The sequence below is a fragment of the Streptomyces cavernae genome, from assembly GCF_004023625.1.
GTDB classification, from domain to species: Bacteria; Actinomycetota; Actinomycetes; order Streptomycetales; family Streptomycetaceae; genus Streptomyces; species Streptomyces cavernae.
In genome coordinates, this window is sequence record NZ_RPDJ01000037.1 from 36,298 (window position 1) to 49,366 (window position 13,069).

Consider the following 13,069-nt stretch of genomic DNA (forward strand, 5'->3'; position numbering starts at 1 on the left):
GGTATCGCGTCGCCGCTCGCCGCGGGGAGACCCGTGGTAGGGGTGGCGCGCACACCGCGGAGCACCGGGGTGCGCCGCGCACCGCATTCCGCGGCCCTCGGGGGCAGACGGTGACGGTCGGCTCGACCGTACCCAGGACAGTGACGGCTCGCGACCGGGCACAGGTCGCAGGTGAGGGAGCAGGAGCATGAAGGGCACCGTGGGCGAGTTGGGGGAGTTCGGGCTCATCAGGGAGCTCACCTCGCGCCTGACCACCACTCCGGCGGTCCGGGTCGGCCCCGGAGACGACGCCGCGGTGGTGTCCGCGCCCGACCGCAGGGTCGTGGCGAGCACCGACGTCCTGCTGGAGGGGCGGCACTTCCGCCGCGACTGGTCCACCGCCTACGACGTGGGCCGCAAGGCGGCGGCGCAGAACCTCGCGGACATCGCCGCCATGGGCGCGGTGCCGACCGCGCTGCTGCTCGGTCTGGTCGTCCCGGCGGAACTCCCCGCCACCTGGGCCACCGAGCTGATGGACGGGCTGCGCGACGAGTGCCAGGTCGCGGGCGCGGCCGTGGTCGGCGGTGACGTCGTCCGCGGCGACACCATCACCATCGCCATCACCGCCCTCGGCGACCTGCGCAACCACGAGCCGGTGACCCGGGCCGGCGCCCAGCCCGGCGACGTGGTCGCGGTGACCGGCTGGCTGGGCTGGTCCGCGGCCGGACACGCGGTGCTCTCCCGCGGCTTCCGCTCGCCGCGCGCGTTCGTCGAGGCGCACCGGCGGCCCGAGCCGCCCTACCACGCGGGACCGGCCGCCGCCGGCCTCGGGGCGACGGCGATGTGCGACGTCAGCGACGGTCTCATCGCCGACCTCGGACACATCGCGGAGGCGAGCAAGGTACGCATCGATGTGCGCTCGGGAGCCATCGACATCCCATCGCAGATGAACGACATCGGTCAGGCCGTCGGGGTCGACCCGATCCAGTGGGTGCTCACCGGCGGCGAGGACCACGCGATCGTGGCGACCTTCCCGCCCGACGTGAAGCTGCCCGCCCGCTGGAAGGTGATCGGCGAAGTGCTCAACCCCTCGGCGCTGCCCCAGGTGACGGTTGACGGGGCGCCGTGGACCAACAAGGGCGGGTGGGACCACTTCGGGGACATCGAGTCATGAGCGCGCCGTCACGGGGAGCCGCGCCACGGACGACTCCGCCCCGGGTGCTGACGGTGGCGGGCTCCGACTCCGGCGGGGGCGCCGGGATCCAGGCCGACCTCAAGACCATGCTCGCGCTGGGTGTGCACGGCATGAGCGTTGTCACCGCCGTCACCGCGCAGAACTCCGTCGGGGTGCAGGGCGCCTGGGAACTGCCCGTGGAGGCGGTGCGGGCCCAGTACCGCAGCGTCGTGGACGACATCGGGGTGCAGGCGGTCAAGACGGGGATGCTGGCCTCGGCCGGACTCGTGGAGGCGGTCGCCGAGTTGCTCGCGGGTACGCGGGCCCCGGTCGTCGTCGACCCGGTCGGGGTCTCCAAGCACGGCGACCCGCTGCTGGCGGCCTCCGCCCTCGACTCCGTCCGTACGAAGCTGCTGCCGGTGGCGACGGTGGCCACGCCCAACCTCGACGAGGTCGTCCAACTCACCGGAATGCGGGTCACGTCGGAGGAGCAGCTGCCCCGGGCCGCGGCGGCCGTGCTCGGGTTCGGGCCGCGCTGGGTGCTGATCAAGGGGGGTCATCTCGCCGGTGACGCGGTCGATCTGCTGACCGACGGCTCGGCGGAGCACTGGCTGCGGGCTCCCCGCCACGACAACCGCCACACGCACGGCACTGGGTGCACCCTCGCCTCGGCCATCGCCTCCGGCCTGGCGAAGGGCCAGTCCGTGCCGGAAGCGGCACGGGCGGCCAAGGAGTACGTGACCGGTGCGATCGCGGCGGGATTCGCGCTCGGGGACGGGATCGGCCCGGTGGACCACGGGTGGCGGGGGCGCCTTTAGAGCTCGCTCGGAGCTCTTGGGCGGCCTTCCGGGACCCCGGTCCCGCACGGGCATGGCAAAAGCCGGTCCACCCGAGGTGGACCGGCTTGGTGGCCGTGCGCTAGCCGGTCGTCAGCGCGAGACCTTTCCGGCCTTGATGCACGAGGTGCAAGCGTTCACGCGCTTCGGCGTCCCACCGACCACGGTACGCACACGCTGGATGTTCGGGTTCCAGCGACGGGACGTACGGCGGTGCGAGTGCGAGATGTTGTTGCCGAAGCCCGGGCCCTTGCCGCAGACGTCGCAGTTGGCAGCCACGGGGTCACTCCAAAGACTTCAGATGCTCTTACGGTTTGATCCCGGCATGCCGGGATCAGGATCAACTAGATCCGAGTGGCGGTGCCAGGGGAAGGCCCGAACTGGTTCGGGCAACCGGAGCAGCATATAACGGCTGCGTCCGTAGAAGGAAATTACCATGCTCCGGGGGCTCCCCGTTCCGGCCCCCGCCCCAGCTCCCCGCCCCAGCCACTGTCCCAGCCCCGCCCAGGGCATACCGAGGCCCGGCCCTCCCGGGCCCCTCTTCCGGAGGAACCCCTTCCGGAGGCTACTCTGCGTCCAGTTCAGCTGCTCTGGGAGGCGCAGGTGCCGCAGGTGCCATTCGACGCTGTCGCGGTGCGCGCCTGGTGCGGGCTCGCGCTCAACGCGCTCGGGCGGGCGCGCGAGGAGATCGACGCGATCAACGTGTATCCCGTCGCGGACGGGGACACCGGGACGAACCTCTATCTGACCCTGGAGTCGGCCACCCAGGCCGTGGAGGCGGTGTTCGCGGGACACGAGGTCGGTGGCCCCGTCCGCGAGAACGCCGGCGCCGAACGGCCGTCGTTCGCCGAGGCCGTGCGGGCCATGGCGCACGGAGCGCTGATCGGGGCCCGGGGCAACTCCGGCACGATCCTCGCGCAGCTGCTGCGTGGCATGGCACAGGTGCTCGCCGCCGACGGCGGGGCGCCGCACATCGACGGACCGGCGCTGCGGCTCGCGCTGCGGCACGCGGCACAGTCCGCGCGGGAGGCGGTGGCGCACCCCGTGGAGGGGACGGTCCTGACGGTGGCCTCGGCCGCCGCCGACGCGGCCCACGGCGCAGAGGGCGACTGCGGCGTCGTCGCCCGCGCCGCCTACGACGGCGCCCGAGCGGCCCTCACGGCGACCACGGGACAACTTCCGGCCCTCAGGCGGGCGGGAGTCGTGGACGCGGGTGGGCGGGGCCTGGTGACCGTCCTGGCGGCCCTCAAGGAGGCGCTCACCGGCGAGGCACCGGGGCCGGTCGCCGGGCCAGCCACCGCACGCCACGGGGCGCCCCCGTCCGACCCAGCCGACCTGACCGACCTGTCCGCCCCATCCGGCCTGCCTGGCCTGTCCGGCCTGGCCGAAGGGGGCCTCGACGCGGCCTCGCACGCAGGCGAGGGCGGCCCCGCCTTCGAGGTGATCTATCTGCTGGAGGCCGACGACACGGCGGTGGCGCGGCTGAAGGAGCGGCTCGACGGCCTCGGGGACTCGCTCGTCGTCGTCGGTGGGGACGGACTGTGGAACGTGCACGTGCACGTCGACGACGCCGGGGCCGCCGTGGAGGCCGGTGTCGAGGCCGGGCGGCCGTACCGGATCCGGATCACGCACTTCGGTGCCGGTGACGCGCACACCGCGGGCAGCCGGCCGCCCCGCGAGCGTACTCAGCGGGCCGTGGTGGCCGTCGTGCCGGGCGAGGGGCTGGCCGGGCTCTACACCGAGGCGGGAGCGACGACCGTACTCGCCCGGCCCGGCGAGCCGCCCGCCAGCGGTGAGCTGGTCGAGGCGGTACGGCGGGCCCACGCGCGCGAGGTGGTGCTGCTGCCCAACGACGCCGACCTGCGCCACACCGCCGCCGCGGCGGCCGAGCAGGCCCGGGCCGAGGGCGTCCGGGTCGCACTGATCCCCACGCGCTCGGCTGTCCAGGGCATCGCGGCGCTCGCCGTGCACGAGCCGGAGCGCCGGTTCGACGAGGACGTGGTGTCGATGACCTCGGCCGCGGGGGCGACCCGTTACGCGGAGGTGGCCATCGCCGAACGGCAGTCCTGGACCATGGCCGGCATCTGTCAGGCCGGTGACGTACTGGGCCTCATCGAGGGGGACGTCGCGGTCATCGGCTCCGACGTCACCGCCACCGCCGAGACCGTACTCGACCGCATGCTCTCGGCGGGCGGGGAGATGGTCACCCTGGTGCTGGGCGACACGGCTCCCGAGTCCGTGGTCGGACACCTGGAGACCCACGTCAGGGAGTCGTACCTGGCGGTGGACACGGTGGTGTACCGGGGCGGGCGGCAGGGCGCGCTGCTGCTGATCGGCGTGGAGTAGCCCCCACCTGTACGGGGCGGGTGGCGCCCACGCATGTACGGGGCGGGTGGGGGGGAGAGCGTGAACGCCCACCCCACCCATCACGGCCCGTGCCGGCCCTCAGCGACCGCCTAGGCCTGCCCCTCCGCCACCTCCAGCAACCGCCCCGCCTCGGCCGTCCTCGCCCGCGCCGTCTCATCGTCGGCGGCCTCCGCCCCGGCGTCCGCGTACGCCGAGAGCACCGAACGCGCGCGCTCCGCCGCGGCGTCCATGCGCCCCAGGTCGGCCTCCAGCCAGCCCGCGGCCAGCTCCGCGCCCGTGCGGCTGTCCAGCGCCCCGGCCCCCAGCGCCGCGAAGCCCGCGGCGGCCCGGGACATGTGGTCCAGTGCCTCCTCGAACGCCTTCTGGACCTCGTCGTCGGACTCGTCCGCCACGGACCGGGCGATCAGATCACCGAACTGCCGGTGGGTGTTGGCCAGCTCGGCCAGCACCGACTCCTCGCCGTCCGCCGGACCGGCGGCCAGCGCCCGTTCGCACTCCTGCGCCGCCGTGCCCATCAGCTCACGCGCCGCGGCCACCCCGTCGTCCTCCTGCGCCGCGACCCACGCGCGTGCGCGCAGGGAACGGACCAGGCCGTGCACATTGCCCAGGGACCGCCACAGTTCACCGGCCCGCTCGTAGGCCCGGACCGCCTCGGTTGGCAGACCCGCGTGGCCCAGCGCCTCGGCGGCCAGGTGCGCGAGCATCGCGTGGTCGCGCTGCTCCGGCCAGTGCCGGGCGATCTCGGCCGCGCGCAGCCACTGCTCGGCGGCCTGGCGGTGCTCCCCGAGCTCGGTGTGGCAGTCGCCGAGCCACCACTGGGTCTGCACGATCGCCCCGTCGCCGTGTGTCTCGGCGGTCAGGTCGGGCAGCGCCGACTCCAGCACCTCAGCGGCCTCGGCGAACCGGCCCAGCCGCAGCAGGAAACCGCCGAGCTGGTGCCGGGCCCAGGCGCCGAACGTCGCGCTCTCGCCCGCCTCGTCGGCCCAGTGCGCCGCCTCCAGCGCGTGCTCGGCCGCGGGCCCGAGACGTCCGCTGGAACCGAGGATCTCCGCGAGCTGGAGATTGAGCTGGGCGTGGCCCATCGGCTCCAGTTGGCCCGCGCCGTGCTCCAGCGCGGCTCGGGACGCCCGCTCCGCGGTCTCCATGTCGCCCAGGTGGCTCGCGAGACCGGCCAGCCGGGCCTCGTACTCCACCGCGAACCACGGCAGTCCGGCCGCCACGTACGCCGCCGACGTCTCGGCGAACAGCCCGGCGGCCGCCTCCGCGTCCCCGACGTGCGCCGCGAGTTCCCCGAGCATCCCGTGCGCCTCGGCGGCCCGCGAAGCCAGCCGTACCTCGTCGGTGTGCGGCCCGACCAGGTCCAGGAGCTCCTGCGCGGCCGCCGCGGCCGTCACCACGGCTTCGTCGTCGACGGATTGTGTGGCCCCGTGTGCCCGCTGCATCAGGATCCGGGCCCGGCCCACCAGCACCGAGGCCACCTGCCGGACGTCCGTGCCGCCCTCGGCGTACAGCGCCAGCACACGCTCGTACGGCTCCGCGATCGCCTCCAGCGCCTCGGGCAGCCGTCCGTTCAGCGCCACGACACAGGCGCCCCGCGCGCGTGCCGCCAGCGCCTCGCCCAGGTCGCCGGCCTCCTCGTACAACCGCGCGGCCTCCGCGAAGAGCTCCACGCCGTCCGGCCCGAGCCCCATCGCCGAGTGGTCGGCGATCTCCGCGCGGTCCCGGACGTCCAGCTCCGCACCGGCGGCCTCGGCCTCCCGTGCCACCGCCGCCCACGCCTCCACGGAAGCCGGGTTCATGGCCGCGGAGAGGCGGCGGGCCTCGGCCAGCAGCTCGGTCAGGTCGCGTTCCCCGCGCTCCTCGTTCTCCCGGGCGGGGGGAGCCGGCTGCTTCGGTACGGACGCCGTGACCGTGCGCGTCCTCCGCACCCCCAGCGGCAGCCGCTCCACCAGCGGCTCCTGCTCCATCCGCTCCTTGATCCGGGAGGAGATGTACGAGGTGCCGTTGCGCTCGTCGAACCGGGCCGCCAGCGCCAGCGCCTCCACGCGCGCGTGGGCGGCGAGTTCAGCGGCAGTCCAGGTGCGGCCCGCCGGGCCCGGCACGGTCTGCTCACCGAGACCGAGGCTGACCAGACGGTCCGTCAGCAACGCGACCACAGCCAGGAAGTCCATGTGCGAGCGCGGCTCACCGGTGTCCGTGAAGTACGCGGGCCGCTCGGCCAGCAGCTCCAGGCCCCGGGCCTCGTTCCCGGTCAGCGCGCAGAACTCCACGTGGTCCGCGTACGCGCCGCGCATGCTCTCCATCGCCCGCACCAGCCGGAAGCCGCGCAGATGATGGGCGCGTGCCTCGTCCAGCCGGCCCAGCCGCAGCAGCGGCAGCAGCGAGGAGGCGAGCACGGCGTGCGGCTCGTGGGCGCAGCTGTACTCGCCCTCCAGGACCGGGCGCCACAGCTCCAGGGCTTCCGCGTCCTGCCGCAGCAGCGCCTTCCACCACCCCTGGTCGTGCAGTTCGCAGGCGTGGCAGTCGGCCATGGAGTCCCGGTCCGCGGCGAGCCACGCCGCGTAGGCGCGTTCGGCCCGCGCTCGGTCGCCGATGTGGTTCGCGACGCTGAACTCGGCACTGCGCACGGCCCGTTCGGTGTGCCCGGCGAGCCGGTAGCGGTGTTCCATCTCGCCGAGCCACTTCTCGATGGAGGCGAGCGGGATGTGCGGCTGGCTCAGCATCCCGGCCGACATCCACTTGAAGACCCAGTGCAGGGAGTGGATCTCGTACTCGTCGAAGTCCTCGGGCCGTTCGTCCCACATGCGCAGCAGCCGCGCGAACGGGACGAACATCTTGTCCTTCTCGGAGCTGTAGTTGTAGACCTTCAGCTGGTGCCCGAGCGCCTCGATCACGGCCAGCGGGATGTTCAGCTTCTCGGCCTCCACGAGCAGTTGCTCGGCGCGGGCGTTGCGCGCCGGGCCCTCCGGCTGCTCGTAGTTCTCCTGCATGGCCTCGCGCAGCGCGTCGAAGTCCATGGCGGCCGGGACGCCGTGGACGCCGGGGAGTTCGCTCATCGGCGGCCGTCCTCCTCGGAGTTGGTGTGGGTGGCCCACTCGAGCAGGCCGATGAACGAGCGGTTGAGGAGCGCCGTGTCCGCCGGCCTGAGCGGCCGCTGCGCCATCAGCAGGGCCTGCCCGTACAGGGACTCGGTGGCGGTGCCGATCAGCTCCGGGTCGGCGAGCGAACTGACCCGCCGGATCAGTGGGTTGAGATGGTTGAGCACCAGCCGGGCGCGCGGCGCGCTGCCGCGCAGCGAGCCGAGGATGCCCGCCCACAGGTCATCGGCCCGTTCCTCGGCGTCCGCCCGCGCCTGCTCATGACGCGCCGCCCGGTCGTCCAGATGGAGGGCGGGCACCGACAGCGGGTGGAAGGAACGCAGGACCACATCGCAGCCCAGGGGGTCCAGCCTGGCGCGCGCGGCGGCCAGGAACCCGGCCATCGCCAGTTCCTCGGCCGGGTCCACGGCGTCCAGATGGGCCGTAACGGTGTCGGCGTCCAGTTCCGCGACCACCGTCCCGGGACGCACCTTCGGCAGCGCCTCCACCAGCTCGCTGTCGTAGGTGTAACCGCCGTTGATCACGCCGACGCCCTGCGCGGAGGCGATCGGCGCGACCTGCCGGTACTCCTCCACGGTGCGGGTGAAGTGCACGATCGGGTGACGCTGTGCGAACTCCTCCAGCGACAGCCGTCCGTCGGTCGTCTCGAACGGCAGCCACGGCAGCATCGTGCGCAGCATCTCCGCGTCGTGCCGGGCCAGCGACTTCACACCCAGGTAGTGCACCGACAGGAAGGCTGCGAGCCGTTCCGGATCGCCTGCCGCGAGCCCCGTCAGCCAGGACCGAATCCTTTCACCGAGGGCTTCCCGTACGGCCGCCAGCGTCTCGTCCTCGTACAGCGACTCACGCGATGCCGTGGGCCGCAGCGTGTCCGTGTCGATGACGCAGCGCACGAAGAAGGCCCAGTCGGGCAGCAGTTGTTCGGCCCGCTCGGTGAGCAGCATGCCCTTCAGGTGCACCCGGTGGGTGGCGCGCTGGGCGGGCGAGACCGCGGTCGGCAGGACGTAGGCGACCCCGCGGATCCCGGCGACCGGCACGTCCAGATCGATCGAGTCCAGGGGTGAGAAGCCGAACAGGTCGTGGCAGTGCCGGGTCAGCGCCACCCGCCGGGTCGACGGGCTCGGATACGGCCGGTCCCAGGGCGCCGGCAGCTCGGTGACCGGCTGGTCGCCCACCCGCACGTCGTACGGCAGCAGTGAGCCGAAGTCCCGCGCCAGGCCGAGCACCCGCTCCTCCGACAGCCACTCGGCGGCACCCGCGCGGGCCACCAGGTGCACGGTGGTGCCCGGCTCGGGCCGGGCCTCGGAGGGCAGCGTACGGACGGTGTACGAGCCGTCGTCCCGCGCCGTCCACTCCACCGGGAGGGCGTCCGGCGTACGCGCCGAACGGCTCACCACACGGATGCGTTCGGCCACCACGAAACAGGCCAGCAGACCGATGCCGAACTGGCCCAGGAAGTCGGAGCGCGCCGACTCCAGGCCGTCGGCGCCGTCCGCGCGCTTGGAGCTGCGTCCGATGGTGGCGAGGAGGTTGTGGACGTCCGTCTCGGTGAGACCCACGCCGGAGTCCTCCACGCGCAACGCGCCGTCCGCCGCGTGCAGCCGGACTCTGGCGGGCGCGCCCGGTTGCTCGGCGAGCCGAGCGGTGATCGCGTCCACGGCGTTCTGCAGCAGTTCGCGCAGATAGACCTTGGGACTGGAGTAGAGGTGGTGGGAGAGGAGGTCCACGAGGCCGCGCAGGTCGACCTGGAACGTATGGGGTGACCGAGTTTCGGGTGACTGAGTCTGAGGATCCATCGTCGCAGCGCCGGTGGGGGGACGGGCGACGGCGCAGGGGTCGGGCGGCCGTGACCGCGAAGGAGGTCGGGGCGCGCCATCCTAGGCCTGGAACGATCGCCCTGACCAGCGGATTCCTGATACACGCAGGCTAGGGAGCCGCGGACGCTGCCGGACACCCGGCCGGAGACCCGGCCCGACGGGTCTACGGCTTTGTCAGTGGTGTGGTGTGCAATGGATCTCGTGTCTGCACTTCAAGCACCGCTGAAGAAGGTGATCGGCCCCGCCACCGCGAAGGTGATGGCCGAGCACCTCGGCCTGCACACCGTCGGAGACCTCCTGCACCACTATCCGCGGCGGTACGCGGAGCGCGGCGAGCTGACCCGGCTGTCGGACCTGCCGCTGGACGAACACGTCACGGTCGTGGCCCAGGTCGCCAGCGCCCGGGTCCTGAAGTTCGGCGGCGGCAGCGGGCAGCGACTCGAGGTGGTCATCACCGACGGCAGCGGACAGCTCCAACTGGTCTTCTTCGGCAGGGGAGTCCACAAGCCGCACAAAGATCTCCTGCCGGGCACCCGCGCGATGTTCGCGGGCAAGGTCTCCGTCTTCAACCGGAAGCTCCAGCTGGCCCACCCGGCCTACGAGTTGCTCCGCGGCGACGGCGAGGAGGCGGGCGCGGCGGTGGACAGCTGGGCGGGCGCCCTCATCCCGATCTACCCGGCGACCGCCAAGCTGGAGTCGTGGAAGATCGCCAAGTCCGTCGACACGGTGCTGCCCAGTGCGCGCGAGGCGGTCGACCCGCTGCCGCCCTCCCTGCGTGACGGCCGCGGTCTGATCCCGCTCCCCGAGGCCCTGGAGAAGATCCATCGCCCGCGGACCAAGGCGGACGTGGCCGCGGCCCGGTCCCGGCTGAAGTGGGACGAGGCCTTCGTCCTCCAGGTGGCCCTGGCCCGCCGCCGCTTCACCGACACCCAGCTTCCGGCCGTGGCCCGCCGCCCCCGGCCGGACGGCCTTCTGACGGCCTTCGACGCCCGGCTGCCCTTCACGCTCACCGAGGGCCAGCGCAAGGTCTCCAAGGAGATCTTCGACGACCTGGCGACCGAGCACCCGATGCACCGGCTGCTGCAGGGAGAGGTGGGCAGCGGCAAGACGATGGTGGCGCTGCGCGCCATGCTCGCCGTGGTCGACACCGGCGGACAGGCCGCGATGCTGGCGCCCACCGAGGTGCTCGCGCAGCAGCACCACCGGTCGGTCACCGAGATGATGGGGGAACTGGCCGAGGGTGGGATGCTCGGCGGGGCGGAGCACTCCACGAAGGTGGTGCTGCTCACCGGTTCCATGGGCGCTGCGGCGCGGCGGCAGGCCCTGCTCGACCTCGCGACGGGCGAGGCCGGCATCGTCATCGGCACCCACGCCCTGATCGAGGACAAGGTGCAGTTCCACGACCTCGGTCTGGTCGTCGTCGACGAGCAGCACCGGTTCGGCGTCGAACAGCGTGACGCCCTGCGCGGCAAGGGCAAACAGCCGCCGCATCTCCTCGTCATGACGGCCACGCCCATTCCGCGCACGGTCGCGATGACGGTCTTCGGCGATCTCGAGACCTCCGTCCTGGACCAGCTCCCGGCCGGACGTTCGCCCATCGCGAGCCATGTGGTGCCCGCCGCCGACAAACCGCACTTCCTGGCCCGGGCCTGGGAACGGGTCCGGGAGGAGGTCGCCCACGGCCACCAGGCGTACGTGGTCTGCCCGCGGATCGGGGACGAGGAGGACACCCCGGGGAAGGCCAGGAAGAAGTCGCCGGAGGACGAGGCGGAGAAGCGGCCGCCGCTGGCCGTGCTGGAGGTGGCGGACGGGCTCGCGGCCGGGCCCCTGCAGGGGCTGAAGGTCGAGGTCCTGCACGGCCGGATGGCACCCGACGACAAGGACGCCGTGATGCGCCGGTTCGCCGTCGGAGAGACGGACGTGCTGGTCGCCACGACGGTGATCGAGGTCGGCGTGAACGTACCGAACGCCACGGTGATGGTCATCATGGACGCCGACCGCTTCGGCGTCTCCCAACTCCACCAGCTGCGCGGCCGGGTCGGGCGGGGTTCGGCGCCGGGACTGTGCCTGCTGGTCACCGAGATGCCGGAGGCGAGCGCCGCCCGCGCCCGGCTGGGCGCCGTTGCCTCCACCCTCGACGGCTTCGAACTCTCCCGCCTCGACCTGGAACAGCGCCGCGAGGGCGACGTCCTCGGCCAGGCCCAGTCCGGTGCGCGCACCTCGCTGCGCATGCTGACGGTGATAGACGACGAGGAGATCATCGCGGAGGCCCGCGAGGAGGCCACCGCCGTGGTGGCCGCCGATCCTGAGCTTGCTGGGCTTCCCGGACTGCGTACGGCGTTGGACGCGCTGCTGGACGAGGAGCGCGAGCAGTATCTGGAGAAGGGGTGAGGAACCCGCCCCCGGGGCTACGGGACTCCGCCCCCCGGGGGCTATGGGGCTCCGCCCCCCGGGGGCTATGGGGCTCCGCCCCGGATCCCCGCTCGTCGAACGCGGGAGGGGCCGGGAGATCCGCGAAGCCCGGCACCCCGCAGCCACGCAAAGACTGCGAGACTGGCAGCGTTCACCCCGGAGTACCCCGGAACGCAAAGGACCAGGACCCCATGACCCGCGTGATCGCCGGCAGAGCCGGCGGACGCCGACTCGCCGTCCCGCCGGGCAACGGCACCCGCCCCACCTCGGACCGCGCCCGCGAGGGACTCTTCTCCACCTGGCAGTCGCTGCTCGGCGGACCGCTGGAGGGCGAGCGCGTGCTCGACCTGTACGCGGGCTCGGGCGCGGTCGGCCTGGAAGCCCTGTCACGCGGCGCCGCGCACGCCCTCCTGGTCGAGGCGGACCCCCGCGCCGTGCGCACCGTTCGCGAGAACGTGAAGTCGCTCGCGCTGACGGGCGCCGAGGTCAGGTCGGGCAAAGCGGAACAGATCATTCGCGCCTCGGCGCCCCCGGCCCCGTACGAACTCGTCTTCCTCGACCCGCCGTACGCCGTCTCCGACCACGATCTTCGGGAGATTCTGCTCACACTCCGGACCGGGGGCTGGCTCGCCGGTGACGCCCTCGTCACCGTGGAGCGCAGCACCAGGGGCGGTGATTTCCGGTGGCCGGACGGCTTCGAGGCCCTCAGGGCCCGTCGCTACGGCGAGGGGACGTTTTGGTACGGTCGCGCCGCCCACAGCGAAGTTGCCGCCGACGAAGCCGACGCCGGCGAAGACGCATCATGACCGGACCGGAGAGCGAGGGACCTCAGTTGCGCCGCGCCGTCTGTCCCGGGTCGTTCGACCCGATCACCAACGGACACCTCGACATCATCGCCCGTGCTTCCAAGTTGTACGACGTCGTGCACGTGGCCGTGATGATCAACCAGTCCAAGAAGGGTCTGTTCACGGTCGACGAGCGGATCGAGCTGATCCGCGCGGTCACCGCCGAGTACGGCAACGTCGAGGTCGAGTCCTTCCACGGCCTCCTCGTCGACTTCTGCAAGCAGCGCGACATCCCCGCCATCGTCAAGGGCCTGCGCGCGGTCAGCGACTTCGACTACGAGCTGCAGATGGCTCAGATGAACAACGGCCTCTCGGGTGTCGAGACCCTCTTCGTCCCCACCAACCCCACCTACAGCTTCCTCTCCTCCTCCCTGGTCAAGGAGGTCGCCGCCTGGGGCGGCGACGTCTCCCACCTCGTCCCGGGCGTGGTCCTGGACGCCCTCAACGAGCGCCTCGGCAAGAAATGACGTGCCGTACGGGGCCGTAGGTGACCCCGTGTCATCCGGTGTCGGCCCGGCGACGACTGGCCGTACAGTCGTCC

Annotated in this window: 9 protein-coding genes; 6 read left to right on the top strand and 3 right to left on the bottom strand. The window is 72.8% G+C overall.

What is annotated here, in order from left to right:
- Nucleotides 1-187 precede the first annotated feature (187 nt).
- Nucleotides 188-1,153, top strand: a complete 966-nt coding sequence (locus EF387_RS36595; protein ID WP_128380920.1) for a thiamine-phosphate kinase — start codon at nt 188-190, stop codon at nt 1,151-1,153.
- Nucleotides 1,150-1,971, top strand: a complete 822-nt coding sequence (gene thiD / locus EF387_RS36600; protein WP_128380921.1) for a bifunctional hydroxymethylpyrimidine kinase/phosphomethylpyrimidine kinase — start codon at nt 1,150-1,152, stop codon at nt 1,969-1,971. The genes EF387_RS36595 and thiD overlap by 4 nt, the downstream gene beginning before the upstream one ends.
- Before the next feature lie 111 nt (nt 1,972-2,082).
- Here thiD and rpmB read toward each other — a convergent pair whose 3' ends face one another.
- Nucleotides 2,083-2,268: a 50S ribosomal protein L28 gene (gene rpmB / locus EF387_RS36605; RefSeq protein ID WP_003993230.1), complete on the bottom strand. Its 186-nt coding sequence runs from the start codon at nt 2,266-2,268 to the stop codon at nt 2,083-2,085.
- A 324-nt stretch (nt 2,269-2,592) separates the two neighbouring features.
- On the opposite strand from rpmB, the gene EF387_RS36610 reads away from it, so the two are divergent.
- Entirely contained in the window at nt 2,593-4,335 is a 1,743-nt protein-coding gene (locus EF387_RS36610) for a DAK2 domain-containing protein (protein ID WP_420802659.1), read from the top strand.
- Nucleotides 4,336-4,445: 110 nt separating this feature from the next.
- Here the strand turns inward: EF387_RS36610 and EF387_RS36615 are convergent, their stop codons facing one another.
- On the bottom strand, nt 4,446-7,412 hold the full coding sequence (locus EF387_RS36615) for a tetratricopeptide repeat protein (protein WP_238431905.1): 2,967 nt from the start codon (nt 7,410-7,412) through the stop codon (nt 4,446-4,448).
- Nucleotides 7,409-9,250, bottom strand: a complete 1,842-nt coding sequence (locus tag EF387_RS36620; RefSeq protein ID WP_128380922.1) for an HSP90 family protein — start codon at nt 9,248-9,250, stop codon at nt 7,409-7,411. The genes EF387_RS36615 and EF387_RS36620 overlap by 4 nt, the downstream gene beginning before the upstream one ends.
- Nucleotides 9,251-9,463: 213 nt before the next feature.
- Here EF387_RS36620 and recG point away from each other — a divergent pair, with 213 nt between their 5' ends.
- The 3 genes from recG (at nt 9,464) to coaD (ending at nt 12,995) form a co-directional block, all read left to right on the top strand.
- Nucleotides 9,464-11,662, top strand: a complete 2,199-nt coding sequence (gene recG / locus EF387_RS36625; RefSeq protein ID WP_128380923.1) for an ATP-dependent DNA helicase RecG — start codon at nt 9,464-9,466, stop codon at nt 11,660-11,662.
- A 212-nt stretch (nt 11,663-11,874) separates the two neighbouring features.
- Nucleotides 11,875-12,489 carry a 16S rRNA (guanine(966)-N(2))-methyltransferase RsmD gene (gene rsmD / locus EF387_RS36630; RefSeq protein WP_128380924.1) on the top strand — a complete coding sequence of 205 codons (615 nt, stop codon included), beginning with the start codon at nt 11,875-11,877 and terminating at the stop codon, nt 12,487-12,489.
- Nucleotides 12,490-12,515: 26 nt separating this feature from the next.
- Nucleotides 12,516-12,995 (top strand): pantetheine-phosphate adenylyltransferase, encoded by a 480-nt coding sequence (gene coaD / locus EF387_RS36635; protein WP_202918484.1) that lies wholly within the window; start codon nt 12,516-12,518, stop codon nt 12,993-12,995.
- Nucleotides 12,996-13,069 lie beyond the last annotated feature (74 nt).

Bases quoted from the DNA above. Each gene is read 5' to 3' on its own strand.
- EF387_RS36595 (WP_128380920.1), top strand. From the start codon at position 188: ATGAAGGGCACCGTGGGCGAGTTGGGGGAGTTCGGGCTCATCAGGGAG.
- thiD (WP_128380921.1), top strand. From the start codon at position 1,150: ATGAGCGCGCCGTCACGGGGAGCCGCGCCACGGACGACTCCGCCCCGG.
- EF387_RS36615 (WP_238431905.1), bottom strand. From the start codon at position 7,412: ATGAGCGAACTCCCCGGCGTCCACGGCGTCCCGGCCGCCATGGACTTC.
- EF387_RS36620 (WP_128380922.1), bottom strand. From the start codon at position 9,250: ATGGATCCTCAGACTCAGTCACCCGAAACTCGGTCACCCCATACGTTC.
- recG (WP_128380923.1), top strand. From the start codon at position 9,464: ATGGATCTCGTGTCTGCACTTCAAGCACCGCTGAAGAAGGTGATCGGC.
- rsmD (WP_128380924.1), top strand. From the start codon at position 11,875: ATGACCCGCGTGATCGCCGGCAGAGCCGGCGGACGCCGACTCGCCGTC.